The sequence below is a fragment of the Streptomyces thermocarboxydovorans genome (assembly GCF_039524635.1).
In the GTDB taxonomy this organism is placed as follows: Bacteria; Actinomycetota; Actinomycetes; order Streptomycetales; family Streptomycetaceae; genus Streptomyces; species Streptomyces thermocarboxydovorans.
Map to the genome: position 1 here is coordinate 91,920 of NZ_BAAAGU010000015.1, position 15,116 is coordinate 107,035.

The window sequence follows — 15,116 nt, forward strand, 5'->3', positions numbered from 1 at the left end:
GGTCCGCCGCCGCATGGTCATGGTCGGTCGCCCGCCTCCGCTATTCCAGCGTAGGTGAAGGAGCGCCGGATGAGGTGGTTGGGAGCGACGAGGGTTTCCCGCACGACGCGGTAGTGGTCGTCCAGCGTCAGCTCCAGGGCGAGCCGCTCGCCGGGGTAGCCGAGGGCGAGCACGGTGTGGCCCTCGGCGTCCGTGAACCGTGAGGTCTGGGCGGCCTGGCCGGTCGCGTACGGCTCAGAGTCCACGAAGCGGTTTCCGGTCAGCTCCAGTCGGGTCGGGGCGACGGCCGCGCCCGCGGTGTCGCTGGCGACCTGCTCGTGCAGGGTGAACGTCTTCACCGCTCGCATGGCCCTCACCGTGCGCGCCAGCAGATCGGCGTCCGGGCGGACAGGCCACATCACACGAAGCGTCTCCTTGCCGCCGCCCCAGCCTTTCGCGGCGGCCCGCACGGTGAGCAGGTTGGGACCGTCCTTCCAGGCCACCGGGGCGTAGAAGCAGCCGTCACCGCACCCCCGCAAGGGAACGGTCCGGGAGCGGCCGGCCGCGTCGGCCAGCCGCAGTGACGCCTCGTACGCCCGCGAGTCGCCGCGTTCCAGGTCCGTGGTGGGGGCGGTCAGCCGCAGCACGACCTGCCCGGCCGAGGCGGTGGCCGCGATCCCGATCTGGTCCGCACGGCCACCGACGGTGATCGCGGCGCCGGTGGCCGGGGGAGCGAAGGGCAGCGCGCCGCTCGCGTCCCGCGGCGGCTGCGTCACCGACAGCCAGGCTGTCACCGCCAGCACCACGACCAGCGCCGACGCCTCGACTCGTACGAGTGAGCGCGGCGCCGTACGCGCCATCCGCCACCGGGCTGCCAGTGCCAGCGCGCACACCACCAGGACGAAGACCAGCTTGACGGCGAGGACCTTGCCGAACGAAGTGCCAAAGAGGTCGGCGGGGGAGACGAGCAGCAGCCCGGACAGCGTCCCGGTCAGCAGTACGACGATCACGAGGGCCAGGGCGAGCCGGGCGTACCGGCCCAGCGTGGCCCGGAACGGAGCGTCCCAGCGGTGGGCGACGCCGACACGAACGAGGTGGATGAGCGCGCCGATCCATACCGCGGCGGCGGCCAGATGCACGGTGGTCAGCACCGGGCCCCACGCGGCAGAGGCACCGGCCGGATGGGCGCGTAGCCCTTCCGCCACCAGAGCAGCCGCGAGTCCGGCCAACGCCACTACCGGCTGCCGTGCGCGACCCAAGGCCACCGCGGCCACCACCCACCCCGCCGTTTCGACCACCGCCAGCACCCCGGCCCGACCGCCGAACAGCGCTGAACCGGACGGGGAGGAGAGCCCCTCGGCCAGGCTCCCGCCGCCCGCGATCAGTACAGCGAGCCCGAGCGAGGCCACCAGCCCGCAGACCGCACCTGTCCGCGCCCACGAGCCAGGCGTGCGGATCCCGTGCCGAGCGGCCAGCCGCTCCCCGACCAGCCCGCCCAGGGCCAAGGCGAAGGCGGCGAACAACACCCAGCGCAGTACTGCGGTCACACCGGCGCCGCTCACCTGCTGCTGGCCTCCGGCTTCCCCGGCGGAGAGCCCGGCGGCGGCGGAGCCCACGGCGAAGCGGTAGCTGCCGCCCATCACGTCACCGTCGGCAGCGGTGGCCTGCCAGGCGACTGTGTACACGCCCGCTGTCAGCGTGTCTCGCAGGGGAACCGTGAGCTGGCGGCCGCCCTGACTGCGCTCGGCGGGGCCGACGGCCACAGTCTTCCCGGCGGAGGTCGTCAGGCGCACGGTGCGCGATCCGGCGGGTTGCACCGGCTCGTCGAACACCAGCGAGACAGCTTTCGGCGCGGTGGGCACCGCGCCCTCGATCGCTGGGGACGCGAACAGCAGCACCGCATGAGCCTGCGAGGCCGGGGCGGCGACGAGCAGTCCCGCCATGGCCAGCATCAGTGCGACGATCAGCCGCACGCTCCGGCGGACACGGCCGCCACACACCTTGAACACCTAGGCATCATAGGAGTAGGGGTGCGGGGGTCAGTTGCCGGGTCAGGCGGCTTTGGCATTCACTGCCGCGGGGGCGTCCATGAGCGGGCAGGCCGTCATGTCGATCGACGCCACGGCCGGCTCGACGGCCAGCACCACTGGCAGTGTCAGGACGGCGGAGGCTGCCAGTGCCCCGGCCCAGACCACCGCGCGGCGCAGCGGGCGATGCGGTGCCATCAGTCGCCGTACCCGCCGGGCTACGTCCCCTCCAGCCGCCAATGCAGCAGCCGGAGCACCCGCTCCGGCCAGTTCCACCAAGGCGCCGGCCAGCGTCAGCCTGCCGGCCTCCGTGGTGGCCTCGTCGTCGGCGGCCATCTCCACCAGCCGTCGGGTTTCGGCTGCCGCCGCGCGGAACAGTGCCACCCGGGGGAAGGCACGCGCCAGCGCCTCGGCGTACGCCAGCACCAGGTGGTGCCGCCCCCGGATGTGGGCCCTCTCGTGTGCGATCACGGCGTCCAAGGCACGCGGTTCCAGCGCGGCCAGTGCCGCCGACGTCAGCACGATGCGATGCCCGTAGCCGGGCAGGCAGTAGGCGGCCGGGCGCTCGTCATCCAGGACGGTAACGCCGAGGTCGGCGCGATGGGTCCCGACCAGTGCCAGCACCTCGACGTGGCGGGATCGCTCCCGCCGCGCACGCACCAGTCCGACGGTCAGGCACCAGCCGGCCCGGGCCAGGACGGCGACGGCCAATACCGTACCGCTGGCTGCGACCGCCGCCCCGCCCGGCGTCGCGTACTGCACGCGCAGCGCCAGTACACACGCCTCCAGCATGTCGGCAAGGCTCCCGCTGAACGCCCGCGTCGGCACGGCGACCGCCAAGCCTGCCAGTGCGACGGAGACCACCACGGTCGCGCTCAGCGCCTGCCACGCCCAGATACCCAGGCGCGGAGATCGAGAGGTCCACCCGGTCCGGCTGAGCCATAGAGGGGCGAGTGCCCCGAGGGTGAGGGCGTAGCCGAGCAGCAAGAGGGCGATCTTCATCCCTGCTCTCCCACTGTCCGCTCGGCGAGCGCGGCCCGAAGTTCGGCGAGCTCCCCCGGGTCCAGCTCGTCGAAGAGCCTCACGAGCGTCGCCGTACGGTCCGCACCCGTCGCCCACACCTGGTCGATCAGGGAGGCGGCGTACTCCTCCCGGCTCTTGGTCGCCTTGTAGCGGAAGGCCCGCCCGTCCTTGGCGCGGGTCAGCCAGTCCTTGCGGTGTAGGACTTCCATCACCGTCTGCACGGTGTTGTAGGCCAGCGGTTGCGGCCGGGTGGCGTTCAGCCGCCCGAGCACATCGCGCACGCTCAGCGGCGCGTCGGCGGCCCAGACGACATCCATGATCGCCTGCTCCAGCTCACCGAAACCCCGCACCCCACGCCCTCTCCGCCGACCAATCGCCTGAAAACCTAAACGCCATAGTAGGTCGTTCGCGCCGAGTGCACCCTCGTCGGTCGTTTCGTGGAGCCGCAGGCTGATCTCGGTGGTGATGCGTTCCGCGGTCACGGCTGAGGGGGGCCTTCTCGGCCTTGCAAGGCTCCTTTGATTCGGGCCAGGAACAAGGCGTGGGGCGTGTTCGTGAGTGGGACGCTGCGCCCCGGCCCGGACGTGGCGTCTCACACCATCTTCACCGGGTCGAAGCCCCTCACGGAAACAATCCTGGGATCGTCTGGCGTTGACGATCTTCGAGTAGAGGAGGGGGAGGTGTCGGGCCTTAAGCTGTTCCACACGACGACGAGCGGCGCGACCGAGGTCGCGCCGCGTCTCGCTGAGAGCGAGGCAGATGTGCAGGGCATGGTCGAGACGCACATGGAGACGCTGCTGGGTGTCCGCTTCCTGGCGAGCGAGTACAGCACGGGACCTGTCCACGGGGGCAGGATCGATTCGCTCGGCCTGGACGAGAACGGATCACCCGTCGTCGTGGAGTACAAGCGCGGCGTCGACGCCGGCGTCATTCACCAGGGGCTGTTCTACCTGAGCTGGCTCGTGGACCACCGGGCGGAGTTCGAGCATCTGGTCCGCGACCGGCTCGGGCCGACGGCCGCGGCCCAGGTGATGTGGAGCGGCCCGAGGCTCATCTGCGTGGCCGGTGACTTCACCCGCTACGACGTGCATGCCGTGCGCGAGCACCGGCGCAGCATCGACCTGGTCCGCTACCGGCTCTTCGGCAGTGACCTGCTCGGCCTTGAGACCGTGGCCTCCGTCAGCGGCAGGCCGCCGGCTGTACGAGGGTCCCGCAGGCAGTCGACCGTACTGGCGGTGAAGGGCGGCCAGAGTGCAGCGCTGGCCGAGCTGGCGCAGGCGCTGGACGAGACACTGCTCGGCCTCGGGGACGGAGTGAACCGCATTCAGCGCAAGACGTACTGGGCGTATCAGCGTCTGCGGAACTTCGCCTGTGTTTGCCCTCCGCAGAAGACCAAGCTCCTCGTCTACCTCAAGGTCGATCCGAAGGAGGTCGACCTCGTACCCGGCTTCACCCGGGACGTGACGGGGCTCGGCCATCACGGGACGGGTGACCTGGAGGTGCAACTGCGCACGCTTCAGGACCTGGATCGAGCGCAAAACCTGTTCCGTGCCAGCTACGCGGCTGCCTGACACGCTCACGGGTAGCGCCGGCATCAGCGACCGGCGCTCGGATTGTGGTGCCTTCCGGCGTAACGGGCATGTAGTGGTGGTGGATCATCAATGACGCGCGGGATCGCCGGTTTGGTTAACCGGCGATCCCGCGCTAAGTTGCCCCGCTCTGCCCAGCCTGCCGCGCGGGTTAGCGTGCGATGCGGCTGGTGGGTGGGGCTGTGGTGGGCGGCGGGCGGGGCGCCGTCCTGGCCGTGCGGCGCCGGGACCCTGTTGTGGGCGTGGGCGTGGTGGCGTGATGCCAACGGGCGCGAATGGCGGTCAGTTCGGCGAGGGCTCGGCGGCTGCCGACGACGAGTTGGTAGGGCGTGTTGGCCGGGTCGTCGGTGAACGCCATGATGCGGCGGCCCACGTGGTGGGCCGTGATGAGGGCAGCCCGGTGCAGTATGCGCTCGCCCAGGTAGGGCGCGGACACGTCCGGTTCGGCAAGGAAAATGAGCAGGTCCCGAGGGTCGTCGGCGGCGCTCAGGGCACCACGCTGCTGCGCCTCCCATATGACGGTCACGGGATCGACTGGGACGTCACGGCGTACAAGCGCGGTCAGCGACTGCCAGAGTCCGGCGTGCAGGGGATGGGTGAAGTCCTCGGGGGTCAGCCAGCGCATCTGCTCGACTTCGGCGGGGCGCGCCGTGCACGTGGCGAGCAACAGCCGCTCCTCCTGGGCGGCCTCGTCGCCGTCGTGCAGGGGTGCCGGCGGTGGTGCGGGAGTGCGGGGCAGGGGCCCGGGTCGCGCTGGGAAGGCGGCGGCGATCTTGTCCACGAGGGATGCGAGTGTGTCGGCCTCGGCCAGTGCGGCCGGCACGGGGTGTGGGAGCGAGGCGTCCCGTGCCGTGTGCACCAGGCGTGCGGCGGCCTTGCGCAGACGGCGGCGGGCGGATTCGGCCGCGATGATCCGGGCGTACGCGGGCGTGTGCCGGGGGTTGGGACATGCGCTGATGAGTCCGTGCAGGTGTGCGGCGGTCACTCCGCGTGCCTGCTTGCGGGCAGTGGTGAGCACCTTGCCGAGCCAGACGATGTGCTCGGTGTGCTCGGCCGGGCCAGAGGGTGATTGCGCACGCAGTGCGGCGAACGCGGCGGCGTAGTCAGTGGTTTTGGCCAGGGCGGGGGCGGGCACGGCGCAGATCGCTGCGAACACCGCGGCGTGCGCCGCGGTGGAGAACGCTTCTGGGCTGATCCCAGTTACGTCAGCGAGGTGCTGCGGGTCGGACAGGAGGGCGCCAAGTAGAGCCTGCTCGGCGTAGTACACCGGCGGCCACGACGTGATGGTGGCGAGATCGTCCTCGTCGGGTTGCGGGGTGCGGGGCATCAGGCGGCCAGAGTGAAGTCGTCGGTGTTGAGCGGGACGTTCAGGTGCGGAGCGAGAAGGTGGGCGGCCAGCCGGGGCGGGACGGCGTTGCCGATCTGGGAGAACTGCTGGCCCTTGTTGCCCTGCCAGGGGTAGTCCGCCGGGAAGGACTGGAGCACGCCCGCCTCCCGGGCGGTGATCCGGATCGGCTCCGGCACCGCCACGGTCTGTCCTTCAGGGACGTTCAGGGGTACGGGCGCGGCGGGTTCGGCGACCCAGGTGCATTCGTTCGCGCGGTGTCCGAAGAAGAGTGTCCCGGCCGGCTCGTCTGCCCGTCGTACGGTGGCGTTGGCCTGGTTGTTGCTCCGCAAGGACCACGCCCAGCGGTGCACTTCAGTGGTGTTCGTCTGCGTTGAGCGGTCGACCGGCTGGTCGGTTCGGCTGCTGTGTGGGGCGGCCCCGCCCGGGTGTGGGGTCCAGGAGCCGCGAGCGCGGGCGTCGGTGAGGGTCTTGCGGGCCCCGGAGGGGAAGGGTTCGGGGCCGCCTCCTGGTCCGCCCCCGGCGCACACGGTGGGCACCGGGCCGTCGGTCCGGCCCCAGCCCAGGGCTTCGGCCATCGACACCCACCGTGCGCGGCCGGGACCGAACAGCGATTCGGGCTCGGCAATCTGGGCGTGTGTGGGCGGCGGGGGCTCGGCGGTACGGACGCGGGAAGCGAGGAGGATCGCACGGCGGCGGGTCTGGGGGACGCCGTAGTCGGCCGCGTTCAGGATCCCGGTCCACACGGAGAAACCCCAGGTACGCAGCACCGCGGCGTACTGCTTCCACAGCGGCAGGACGTCGGGGACCTCCTCCATGGCCACCCACTCCGGCTCGCCCACCGCATTCAGCGCGTGCAGGTAGCGCATGGGCTCGGCCGCGAGCAGGGAGCGGGGGTCGGCGCACGCGGAGAGCAGCTGCTCGCGGGTGTCGCGGCCGGCGGCGAGGTCGGTGACGGCCTGGTGGACGAGGGGCTGGTCGACCAGGCCGAGGCGTTTGCCGGCCATCGACCACGCTTGGCACGGCGGGGAGGCGATCAGCCCGAGAACGCGACCGGAGAAGATCCATACCGGATAGCGGGCGACATCGGTCTGGATGGTCAACTGCCCAGCTCGGGCGCGCGTTTTGCAGGCCCAGGTGTCCCATTCCAGGCCGATGTCGCGGGCCCCGAGGACGGAGAGGGCGTGGCTCCACCCGCCGGGGCCGGCGAACAAGTCGAGGATGATCCGTCTCACGAGGCCAGGCCGAAGTCGTCCCGCACCAGGTCGGCCTCTGCGCGGCAGGCCCAGGGAGAGCAGCCGTCGACCACCCCGTTCTCCAGCTCCTCCTCCATGGGGGCGCGGTCGTCGAGTTCTTGCTGGCGGGCGGCCCACTCGGCCGCCGTGACGTGGTCGATCGGCGCCTGGTCCAGCGGCACCCGGGAGCGGTGGAGGAACGCCTGCCCGAGCAGCCGGTTGCCGCCCGCGTTCGCGCGGGCGTTGCCCTGGCGGATGGCGGCGTCGAATTCCACGACGTCCTGCCACTCGTCGGGGCTCGTGTCCCGGATGTGCCGCCACTGCGCGTTGCCGTGGAACGGACAGCCCAGGCAGCTGGACTTCGGGGTGTCGGCGAGACCGAGTGAGGAGAGGTAGCGGACGCAGTCGGTGCGCGACCAGCCCAGGTCGATCAGCGGGTGGCGGTTGCGCATGTAGCGCACGTCGGCGTCCTTGGCGCGGTGGAACTCGTCGGTCGAGATGCCGACCCACTGCTCGACGAAGATGTCCTTCGGGATGCGCTGCGGGTAGGGGTAGCCGAGGAGTTCCCGGACTTGTCGTTTGATCGGCTTGATCTTGTATTCGCCGGTGCACTGGCGCCGGGTCATGCCCTGCTTGCCGTCCTGGTTGAGGATGTACAGGGGCATGGAGGCGAAGCGGTGCCCCGGGTCGAGGGCGTCGCGTCGGATGTTGCCAGAGGAGACGCGCAGGATCGGTATCCCGGCGGGAGCTGCGATCTCCTTCTCCAGCCGGTCGAGGTGCCGGTAGACCGCGCGTGGCTCCCAGCCGGTGTCGGCGAAGATCGCGTAATCGGCCTTGGGGAGACGGCCGTTGGCGGAGAGGGCGAGCATGGCGCTGGACTGGACGCCGGCGCCGAGCGATATACAGACGAGCGTGGGCGAGGCGGGAATCGGGACTTCCTTGCGTGAACGAGCTGCGGCAGGCAGGCAGGCAGGCGCTGCGCGCGTGTGGCGCTGTCAGCGGCGTGCGCGGGCGGTGGTGGCCGTAGCCGGAGCGGAGACGGGGCGGGCCGCGGACAGGCGGATGTGCAGAGGGGAATCGATGACCGTGCTGAGGACGGAAAGACCGAGAGATGTCAGGCGGACGCGGTCGCGTAGCGGCCCGCCGGGGAAGAAGGGGGGTGCGGAGGCGGGCTCGCGGGTCACCAGTTCCTGGGTTTCCAGGTGGCGCAGCACGTCGACGTCCACCGGCACGGTGTGGCCGTAGCCGCGTTGCCCGTACTGCCCGGTGACCATGACGTGGCCACGGGCGACTTCAAGCAAGGCGTCGCGATGGCCGGCGTCCATGCCGGGAACAGTGGTGCTGCTGCGCGCCCGGTCGGGAAGTCTGGCGGCAATATGCGTGGCGGACTCGACGATGGCGGCGGGAGCGAGGGCGGTGAGTTCGCGGGCCAGTCGCAAGTACTGACCGAGCCCCCGACGGGAATCGGGAGGTGCGTGCGCCGCATCGCCCTCGGGCAGAGCTTGCTGGGCGGCGGTGAGGTAGCGGGTGGCCCCGCTGGTCAGGTAAGCGATCTGCTTGAGCCGTACGACGGCGCTGGACACCGGTTCGATGGCAGGCAGGCGCTGCTGCCGGACCGCTGTGATGGAGGCAAGGGCCTCGCGTTCCAGGCGCCGGGCGGATGACACGGAAGCACCCGGATCATGAGGGGAGCGGCTGGCGAACAGCAGGTCGATCCGGTCGTTGTGCTCGGTGTACAGGTCGGCGAGCGCCAGCAGCCGCTCCACGGGCATCAGCGACACGGGCGCGTCCACGTCAAACAGGGGCGTGTGGTTGTGGTCGGGTGGTGTCGTCATCACATGTTGCGGAGGTAGACGGGGTCAGCGCAGACGGGCGGCATGCTGGTCGGGGAGTCGTCTCCGACGGCGAAGATCTGTCCTGGCGGGGGCGCGTGGTCCCGGTGCCAGGTCCGGACGAAGTCCTTGGCCTCGCGGGAGCGGACCGGCACCAGGTGCAGCCGGCACTCGCTCATGCGGCCTGCCGGTAATCCGACTGGAGCGGGGCGTGCTTAGCGACGGCACGCTCGGTGATCGCCTTCGAGGCGCTGGCGGAGGCGGCGGCCAGTTCGTCTGCACCGGGCTCTGCGTACCAGGGACGCAGGTCGAGCATCGCGGCGCGCATGCCGGTGGCGAAGACCAGGGCGGTGCCCTTGGGCAGGGCGCGGATCGCATCGGCCGGCAGGATCCGCTCCTGCCGCATCGACACGGACGTCGACTTCCCGGACTCGGAGGTGGAGGTGGAGGTGGTCTCGACGTCGTGGTCACCGATCAGCCGGGACAGCTTGTCCGCGAAGTCCGGGTCATCGATACCGGATCCGATGACCTTGACGGTCGCGGCCGACCACATCGCGTCCATGCCCGCGTCACCCCAGACCTTCTGGCCCTGGCGGTAGGACTGCAGGATCGTGATCGGGATGATCCCGCGCGAGCCGAGGTGGGAGTACAGGTCCGGCAGGTCACTGATCTTGCAGACGTTGGCGGCCTCGTCCAGGATCGCCAGCATCGGCGGGTCGAGCCGGCCGCCGGCGCGCTCGGCCTGGGCGGTCGCGGCACGCATCACGGAGTCCGCGCACGCCGCGATCAGCGCCGACGCGCCTCCGCCGCCGTCCTTCGACAGCAGGTACAGGGTGTCGGTAGAGGTGACGAACTCCGACGGGCGGAACTCGGGGACGTCCTTCTGCGGGGTGACCCAGGCGGCGATCTCGCTGTTGAGGAGGGCGGCGGCGTACTGGCGGGCGGTCTCGTAGATGCCGTCGCGGGTCTCGGGCGGGCCTTCCACGGTGCCCTTGAGCTGGGCGGCGACCGCGGTGAAGTCGTGGTCGCGCAAGATGTCGAGTGGGGTGCGGTCGGCGGGGAAGGCCAGCCACTGCATCACGTCGGTGATCGGCCGGTCATCGAGCGCGGCGGCGAGGAAGAGCTGGGAGAGGATGTTGGATCCGGCCTTGGACCAGAAGTCGCCCTGCTGGGAGGCGTCCACGGAGGCGGCGAGGAAGTGACCGGCCAGGCGGCCGGCGCCATCCAACGTTTTGGCGTCCGCCAAGGGGTTCCACCACATATCGCGGGCGGCGTGCGCGATCTGCTGCGGGTCCATCGACCACACCCGGCCCACCGCTGCGCGGGCGTCGAGGGTGGCGGTGTAGGCGTCACCGGCCGCCTTGTTCGAGGTCAGCAGGACCGGGCCCGGCGCGTTGAGGATCGACGGGATCGCCAGCGAGGTGGTCTTGCCCGACCGCGGCGCCATGATGGCGACGGCCACGTCCTCGTACCCCATGCGGACCTCGTGCCTGGTGCCCTGGAGATTGCCGAGGAGGATGCCGGTATCGCGGGCGTCGATGTGCTTAGCGGTCTTCAGGCTCGGACGCAGCGAGCGCGCCTTGTCGGTGATCGCCTTGGCCATCAGAGGCTCGATGTCCTTCGGCTTGGCCATTCCGGTGATCTTTTTCTTCCGACCACCACCGTTGCTCTTGTGCCGAGCCCACAGCAGACCGGCTGTTGCACCGAGGGCGAGAAGGACGGTGACGGGGACGATGCGGGCACCGATCAGCAGGGACGTTTCTCCGACCGTCGGCCAGAGCTGGTCGGGGTGGAGCAAGGCGGTGGTCGGCTGATACGACGCCCAGGGGTGTCCGGTGAGGCAGGCGGTGATGTTGCCGGACAGCCAGGCGAGGTGGGACAGGGGGACGACGACGGCGAGGACGCCCATCAGGAGACGGAAGGCGATGTCGTAACCGTCGGAGTTGTTGGCGGAGGTAGGAGGCAAAGGGCTACGTGCTTCGGTGCGGGGACAAGGGCATCAGCGGGTGCGGCCGGGACCGGCGGACGGGCGTCGGGGGATGGCGGTTGGTGCTGCCGGGGCCGCGTGTCGGGCTGCGAGTTGGCGGACGCGGTCCTCCAGCGCGGAGGCGACCTGCTGGGCCGGTACTTCCTGGCGGGTGTGGGTGACCAGATCCGGGTTGCGGGTCGGGAGGCTGAGCACCGTGCCTGTGCGTGCTACCGGGTGCGGGTCGGTGAGCGCGGTGGTGAATGCGGCGATCAGGTGCTTGGGTGTGTGCTCACCGAAGCGGGCCTGCCACACCGGGGGCCGTGCGTCGTCCAGGACGGCGCCGATCCACCAGGTCCCTGTCGTCTCGTGGACGTCGACCCGCACGGTGCCGTCGGGTGAGACGAACCGGTGGAGGTTGTAGGACGGCGACCACCCGGCGCCCAGGAGCGGCGCCAGGGGGTCGTGGAGCTTGTCCCGGTCGGTGGTGGGATCGGTGAGCGCGTCGGTGAATCCCGCGATGATCTCGACGGGGGTGCGGGCGCCAAAGCTCGCGTACCAGGCAGGCCCGTCCTCGGTGGGCGCGTGCTGGAGCGTCCACCACTGGCCGTCGGGGTCCGGTTCCAGCCGCAGGAGAGCCTTTTGATCGGGGCTGGAGAGGATGACGCGCGGCATCAGGGGGTCGTGGCCGTGGCTCCAGCCGCAGGCGCGGTGCAGGGGGACGGTGATCCATGCGGGATCACCGCCGCCGGCCAGGTGACGTGGAGCAATGAAGTCGACCTCGACCGTCTGGGAAGGGCCGTCGTGCACCGTCACCTCCGTGCCGCCGCGGTTCGGCCAGTTGCCCGGGCTGGTCGCGTGGTGGGCGGGGGAGCCAGGGGCGACGGCGCGTGCCGGGCAGCGGTGTTGATCTCACTGATCACGTGACCGTGGGTAGCCCAGTCGTCGAGGTAGCTCCAGCACTCGGCGTGGTGCTCGGCAAGGGCGGCGTCGAAGACGTTCGTCCCGGGCTTGCCGTCGGCCGGGAGACTTTCGCGGGTGCGGAGCCACTCCTCGTGCAGCGTGTTGAGGCGGTCCAGCGCGTCGCGCAGGACGCCGAGCTGGTAGATCCAGCGGGTCTGCGCGGTGCCGGCCGGAACCAGAGACAGTTGTGCGTCGGCGGTGTCCAGCAGCTGCTGGGCGCCTGCGCGCAGGTCCTCGAACGCTGCGGCGGTGTCGGCATCGCGCTGTTGCTGGCGCAGCCCGTAGGCGTGGTCGTCGTACGGCCAGCCGTCGAGGTCGGTGTGCTCGTCGGAGTAGACGTTCCAGGCGTCGAGGATCTTCTTGGCCTCGCGGATGTAGCTGTCGAGGCGGTTCAGGAACTCACGGTGCGGGTGGGAGATAGGGGTGTCCTTTCGCGGGGTCAGAGGCGGGCGACCGGCCGTGCGGCGGCGGGCGCCGCCGGGGAGGTGCTGGGTTTGCTGTTCTGCCGGCGGGCGGCACGGACCTTGGCACGGATGCTGTTGAGACGGTCCGTGTGTGCCTCGACGATCTGCTCCGGCCTGAGCGGGCTGGGCGTCTGAACGGCGCTGTGGTGGGCGGTGCGGTCGCCCATCCCGCGCTGGAGCGGGGCGGGGGCGACGAGCGCGGTGAGGAAGGCGTTGACCAGGTGGCCGGGCGTGCGGTCGTCGAAGGAGGCGTGCCACAGCCGGGGGCCGTGGCGCCCGCGGTCGGGATCGTGGACCTCCACCTGCCAGGACGGGAGGGAGTCGGAGCGCCGTTCGAGGCGGCAGGCAGCGTCCGGTGAGCTGGCCGCGCCGCGTGCGTCCAGGAGCCATCCCGCAGCGTCCACCACATCCAGCGGGCTGCTGTGTTCGGTGGGTGCGGGGGCGACGAGGGCGTCGGTGAAGCCGGCGAGGACCTCGGCGGGCACGAGTTCGCCGAAGGTGGCGGTCCAGCCCGGCTCGGTGTCGGTGGATCCGGCCCACAGCCGCCACCAGGCGAACGTGCCGGACTCCGGGACGAAGTCGAGGCGGTAGCGGTGATCCGGGCTGCTCAGGACGATCTCGGGGCTGAGCGGGTCGGAGGTGCGTTTCCATCCGGCGGCGGCCAGGCCGTGGGTGACATGGCGGGCGTCGCCGGGGCCGGCGAGGTGACGGGGACTGGTGTCGAACGGGATGCGCCAGGCGTGCCTCCTGGCGAATTCTTCGAGCTGCTGTCCGCTCACCGGCACGTGCCGCACCCCAGCGTGCGCGTCGGCTCGGAGGAGGCGTACAAGGCGCGGAGGTCGTCGATGACGTAGTGGAGAGTGTGCTGGTCGGTCTGTTCCCAGGCGGCACTGCGCAGTTCCTGGACCAGAAGGTCGACCTTATGGTCCAGCGGGGTGTCCGGGCGGTGGGTCTGCACGGTGCGGGCGAGGGCACGCAGGGCGTCGGCGAGCTGGACGGGAAGGCCGGTGTACTCGTCCAGCAACGGCTCGACCAGGGCGAGGGCTTCGGCGGGGTCCGGGTCCTGGCGCAGGTATTCGGTGAGGCGGGAGAGGGTCTCGGTGGCGGCGTGGACGCTGTCCGGGGTGAGGTCGGGCACAGAATTCCTTGGTGGTGCGGGTCAGCGGCGGGCGCGGAAGGCGCCGGCACCGGCGTGGTGTCGGGGAGTGGTGCGGGGGCGTGGGCTGCGGACGGAGTTGCGGGCCCAGGTGGCGGCGCGGGCGGCGGTGATGCGGGCCTGTTGCCAGGCGCTGAGCTGGGAGGGCAGGACGGACACGGAGGTGGTCCGGATCTTCGTGCTGTGCGGGACGCGTCCGCGGGGGCGCATCACCGGCTCGGGAGAGGCCAGCGCGGTGGAGAAGGCTTGGACGAGGTGCATGGGGGTGCTGGGTGCGAACTGGGCGATCCAGCCGTTGCCGCGCTCGTCCCGGGCGCCTGACCACCACAGGGCGTTGCCGTCACCGTCCTGGCGGAAGTGCATCCACGCCGTACCGTCGGGGCTGGACGCCGTGTAGTTCCGGCCTTCGAACTGCGTGTGCCAGTGCTGCTCTTGCAGGGGCGCCCACACGTTGGGGGCGTGCGCGGAGCGGGAGCGGGAGCGGGTGAGAGCGTCGGTCAGTCCAGCGACGATCTCCACCGGCGCCTGCCGGCCGATCACCGCCCACCACTCGGCCTGGTTGCCTTGTGCCGCGCTGCGGATGGTCCAGCCGCCGGGGTGGGTGTAGGGGTCGTAGGAGAGGAGGACCGCACGGTCGGGGCTCTCCATGACCAGAGGGCCGCCCTTCTTGGACTTGTCCTGCCAGCCGGACGCGCGCAGGAACTCCGAGACGTGACGGATGTCGCCTCCGCCGGCCAGCGTCCGCGGTTCGACGAGGTAGTGATGCTCGGCCTGCTCGCCCGGCCCCCAGCCCTGCCACTGGGTTTTCCTCACCGGCGCCGCCGGGCGACCAGCGGGGCCGGGGCGGGAGGCTTGCTCGCTGCCAGGCCCGTCCGTGTGCCGAACTGGACGAGGGTGTCCTTGTGGTCGTCCAGGTCCAGGCCGATGCTGTACAGCTCGTTCGCGGCCCGGCCCAGGGACAGCCACACTTCTGCCGGCAGCGCACCGCGTTCGGCCTGGTGCCGGGCAAGGCGGGACCCGGCTTCTACGAGTTGGGTGAAAGCGCCGAGGATGCCGTCATCCGGGTTGACGATGCGCGCGATGACCTGGACGGCTTCGTCGGCAGGCAGCTGGTGCAGATCGTGGGAAAGGTATGCGAGCCGCTGGGTGATCTCGGCGGTCAGTCGGGCGGTGTTCTGTGTCGGGTGCGGCATGCTCCTCCAGGCGGTAGATCGGGATTACGGGCGGGTGGTCCGGTGGGCTTCACTGAGGGCGGCCTCGGGGCGCGCACCGGCCAGGAGACAGGTGCGGTCGGGCCCTGCCGGTATGCAGGCGCGCAGGTAGCGGAGGAACACTGCGGTCGCCAAGCGGGGGCTGAGGCGCCGGCTCATCGGCGGGGGTGTGCGGGGAGTTACGGGCTTCTCCGAGTGGTTGTTTCGGGTGGGGGTGAGGGCGGGCCCCGGCTGGGGCCCGCCGCGTTTAGAAGCTGTTGTCTTTCCGGACGTGAGGACTGCGTTTTCGCTGGTGGGGCATAGGGTCGGCGGTCTGGTGGGAGTGA

The 15,116-nt window shown here is 71.0% G+C and carries 15 protein-coding genes; 1 reads left to right on the forward strand and 14 read right to left on the reverse strand.

All coding sequences use genetic code 11. The features are described from left to right. Positions 1-17: 17 nt before the first annotated feature. The 3 genes from ABD198_RS09575 to ABD198_RS09585 are packed head-to-tail and all read right to left on the reverse strand — an operon-like array spanning position 18 to position 3,511. Complete coding sequence (locus ABD198_RS09575; RefSeq protein ID WP_285511792.1) at positions 18-1,988, reverse strand: copper resistance CopC/CopD family protein; 1,971 nt, start codon at positions 1,986-1,988, stop codon at positions 18-20. Positions 1,989-2,030: 42 nt separating this feature from the next. Continuing rightward, positions 2,031-3,008 carry a M56 family metallopeptidase gene (locus ABD198_RS09580; protein ID WP_285511793.1) on the reverse strand — a complete coding sequence of 326 codons (978 nt, stop codon included), beginning with the start codon at positions 3,006-3,008 and terminating at the stop codon, positions 2,031-2,033. After that, positions 3,005-3,511 carry a BlaI/MecI/CopY family transcriptional regulator gene (locus tag ABD198_RS09585; RefSeq protein ID WP_343999366.1) on the reverse strand — a complete coding sequence of 169 codons (507 nt, stop codon included), beginning with the start codon at positions 3,509-3,511 and terminating at the stop codon, positions 3,005-3,007. The genes ABD198_RS09580 and ABD198_RS09585 overlap by 4 nt, the downstream gene beginning before the upstream one ends. Positions 3,512-3,709: 198 nt before the next feature. Here ABD198_RS09585 and ABD198_RS09590 point away from each other — a divergent pair, with 198 nt between their 5' ends. After that, complete coding sequence (locus ABD198_RS09590; protein ID WP_343999373.1) at positions 3,710-4,600, forward strand: DUF5655 domain-containing protein; 891 nt, start codon at positions 3,710-3,712, stop codon at positions 4,598-4,600. A gap of 169 nt (positions 4,601-4,769) precedes the next feature. Here the strand turns inward: ABD198_RS09590 and ABD198_RS09595 are convergent, their stop codons facing one another. The 11 genes from ABD198_RS09595 to ABD198_RS09645 all read right to left on the reverse strand — a co-directional run bounded on the left by ABD198_RS09595 (position 4,770) and on the right by ABD198_RS09645 (position 14,772). Then, positions 4,770-5,945, reverse strand: a complete 1,176-nt coding sequence (locus ABD198_RS09595; protein ID WP_343999368.1) for a DnaB-like helicase N-terminal domain-containing protein — start codon at positions 5,943-5,945, stop codon at positions 4,770-4,772. Further along, complete coding sequence (locus tag ABD198_RS09600; RefSeq protein WP_285512085.1) at positions 5,945-7,189, reverse strand: DNA cytosine methyltransferase; 1,245 nt, start codon at positions 7,187-7,189, stop codon at positions 5,945-5,947. Before ABD198_RS09600 ends, ABD198_RS09595 begins: the two co-directional genes overlap by 1 nt. Before the next feature lie 5 nt (positions 7,190-7,194). Next, on the reverse strand, positions 7,195-8,067 hold the full coding sequence (locus tag ABD198_RS09605; protein ID WP_285511796.1) for an adenine nucleotide alpha hydrolase family protein: 873 nt from the start codon (positions 8,065-8,067) through the stop codon (positions 7,195-7,197). A 126-nt stretch (positions 8,068-8,193) separates the two neighbouring features. Beyond that, positions 8,194-8,991, reverse strand: coding sequence for a hypothetical protein (locus tag ABD198_RS09610; RefSeq protein WP_285511797.1), 798 nt, complete (start codon positions 8,989-8,991; stop codon positions 8,194-8,196). A gap of 41 nt (positions 8,992-9,032) precedes the next feature. Further along, positions 9,033-9,209 (reverse strand): hypothetical protein, encoded by a 177-nt coding sequence (locus tag ABD198_RS09615; protein WP_285511798.1) that lies wholly within the window; start codon positions 9,207-9,209, stop codon positions 9,033-9,035. Next, positions 9,206-10,996, reverse strand: a complete 1,791-nt coding sequence (locus ABD198_RS09620) for a type IV secretory system conjugative DNA transfer family protein (RefSeq protein ID WP_285511799.1) — start codon at positions 10,994-10,996, stop codon at positions 9,206-9,208. Before ABD198_RS09620 ends, ABD198_RS09615 begins: the two co-directional genes overlap by 4 nt. 33 nt (positions 10,997-11,029) lie before the next feature. Then, the gene (locus ABD198_RS09625; protein WP_425580443.1) at positions 11,030-11,806 is read right to left on the reverse strand and encodes an SPDY domain-containing protein; all 777 of its coding nucleotides are present in this window, start codon (positions 11,804-11,806) and stop codon (positions 11,030-11,032) included. Positions 11,807-12,398: 592 nt separating this feature from the next. Further along, complete coding sequence (locus ABD198_RS09630; RefSeq protein ID WP_343999369.1) at positions 12,399-13,202, reverse strand: SPDY domain-containing protein; 804 nt, start codon at positions 13,200-13,202, stop codon at positions 12,399-12,401. After that, on the reverse strand, positions 13,199-13,561 hold the full coding sequence (locus ABD198_RS09635; protein ID WP_285511802.1) for a hypothetical protein: 363 nt from the start codon (positions 13,559-13,561) through the stop codon (positions 13,199-13,201). Before ABD198_RS09635 ends, ABD198_RS09630 begins: the two co-directional genes overlap by 4 nt. Positions 13,562-13,582: 21 nt before the next feature. Next, positions 13,583-14,392 (reverse strand): SPDY domain-containing protein, encoded by an 810-nt coding sequence (locus tag ABD198_RS09640; RefSeq protein ID WP_285511803.1) that lies wholly within the window; start codon positions 14,390-14,392, stop codon positions 13,583-13,585. Further along, on the reverse strand, positions 14,389-14,772 hold the full coding sequence (locus ABD198_RS09645) for a hypothetical protein (RefSeq protein ID WP_285511804.1): 384 nt from the start codon (positions 14,770-14,772) through the stop codon (positions 14,389-14,391). The genes ABD198_RS09640 and ABD198_RS09645 overlap by 4 nt, the downstream gene beginning before the upstream one ends. Between the last annotated feature and the right edge of the window lie 344 nt (positions 14,773-15,116).

Excerpts from the sequence above, each read along its gene's own strand:
- ABD198_RS09580 (WP_285511793.1), bottom strand. The coding sequence starts at position 3,008 with ATGAAGATCGCCCTCTTGCTGCTCGGCTACGCCCTCACCCTCGGGGCA.
- ABD198_RS09595 (WP_343999368.1), bottom strand. The coding sequence starts at position 5,945 with ATGCCCCGCACCCCGCAACCCGACGAGGACGATCTCGCCACCATCACG.
- ABD198_RS09605 (WP_285511796.1), bottom strand. The coding sequence starts at position 8,067 with ATGCTCGCCCTCTCCGCCAACGGCCGTCTCCCCAAGGCCGATTACGCG.
- ABD198_RS09615 (WP_285511798.1), bottom strand. The coding sequence starts at position 9,209 with ATGAGCGAGTGCCGGCTGCACCTGGTGCCGGTCCGCTCCCGCGAGGCC.
- ABD198_RS09645 (WP_285511804.1), bottom strand. The coding sequence starts at position 14,772 with ATGCCGCACCCGACACAGAACACCGCCCGACTGACCGCCGAGATCACC.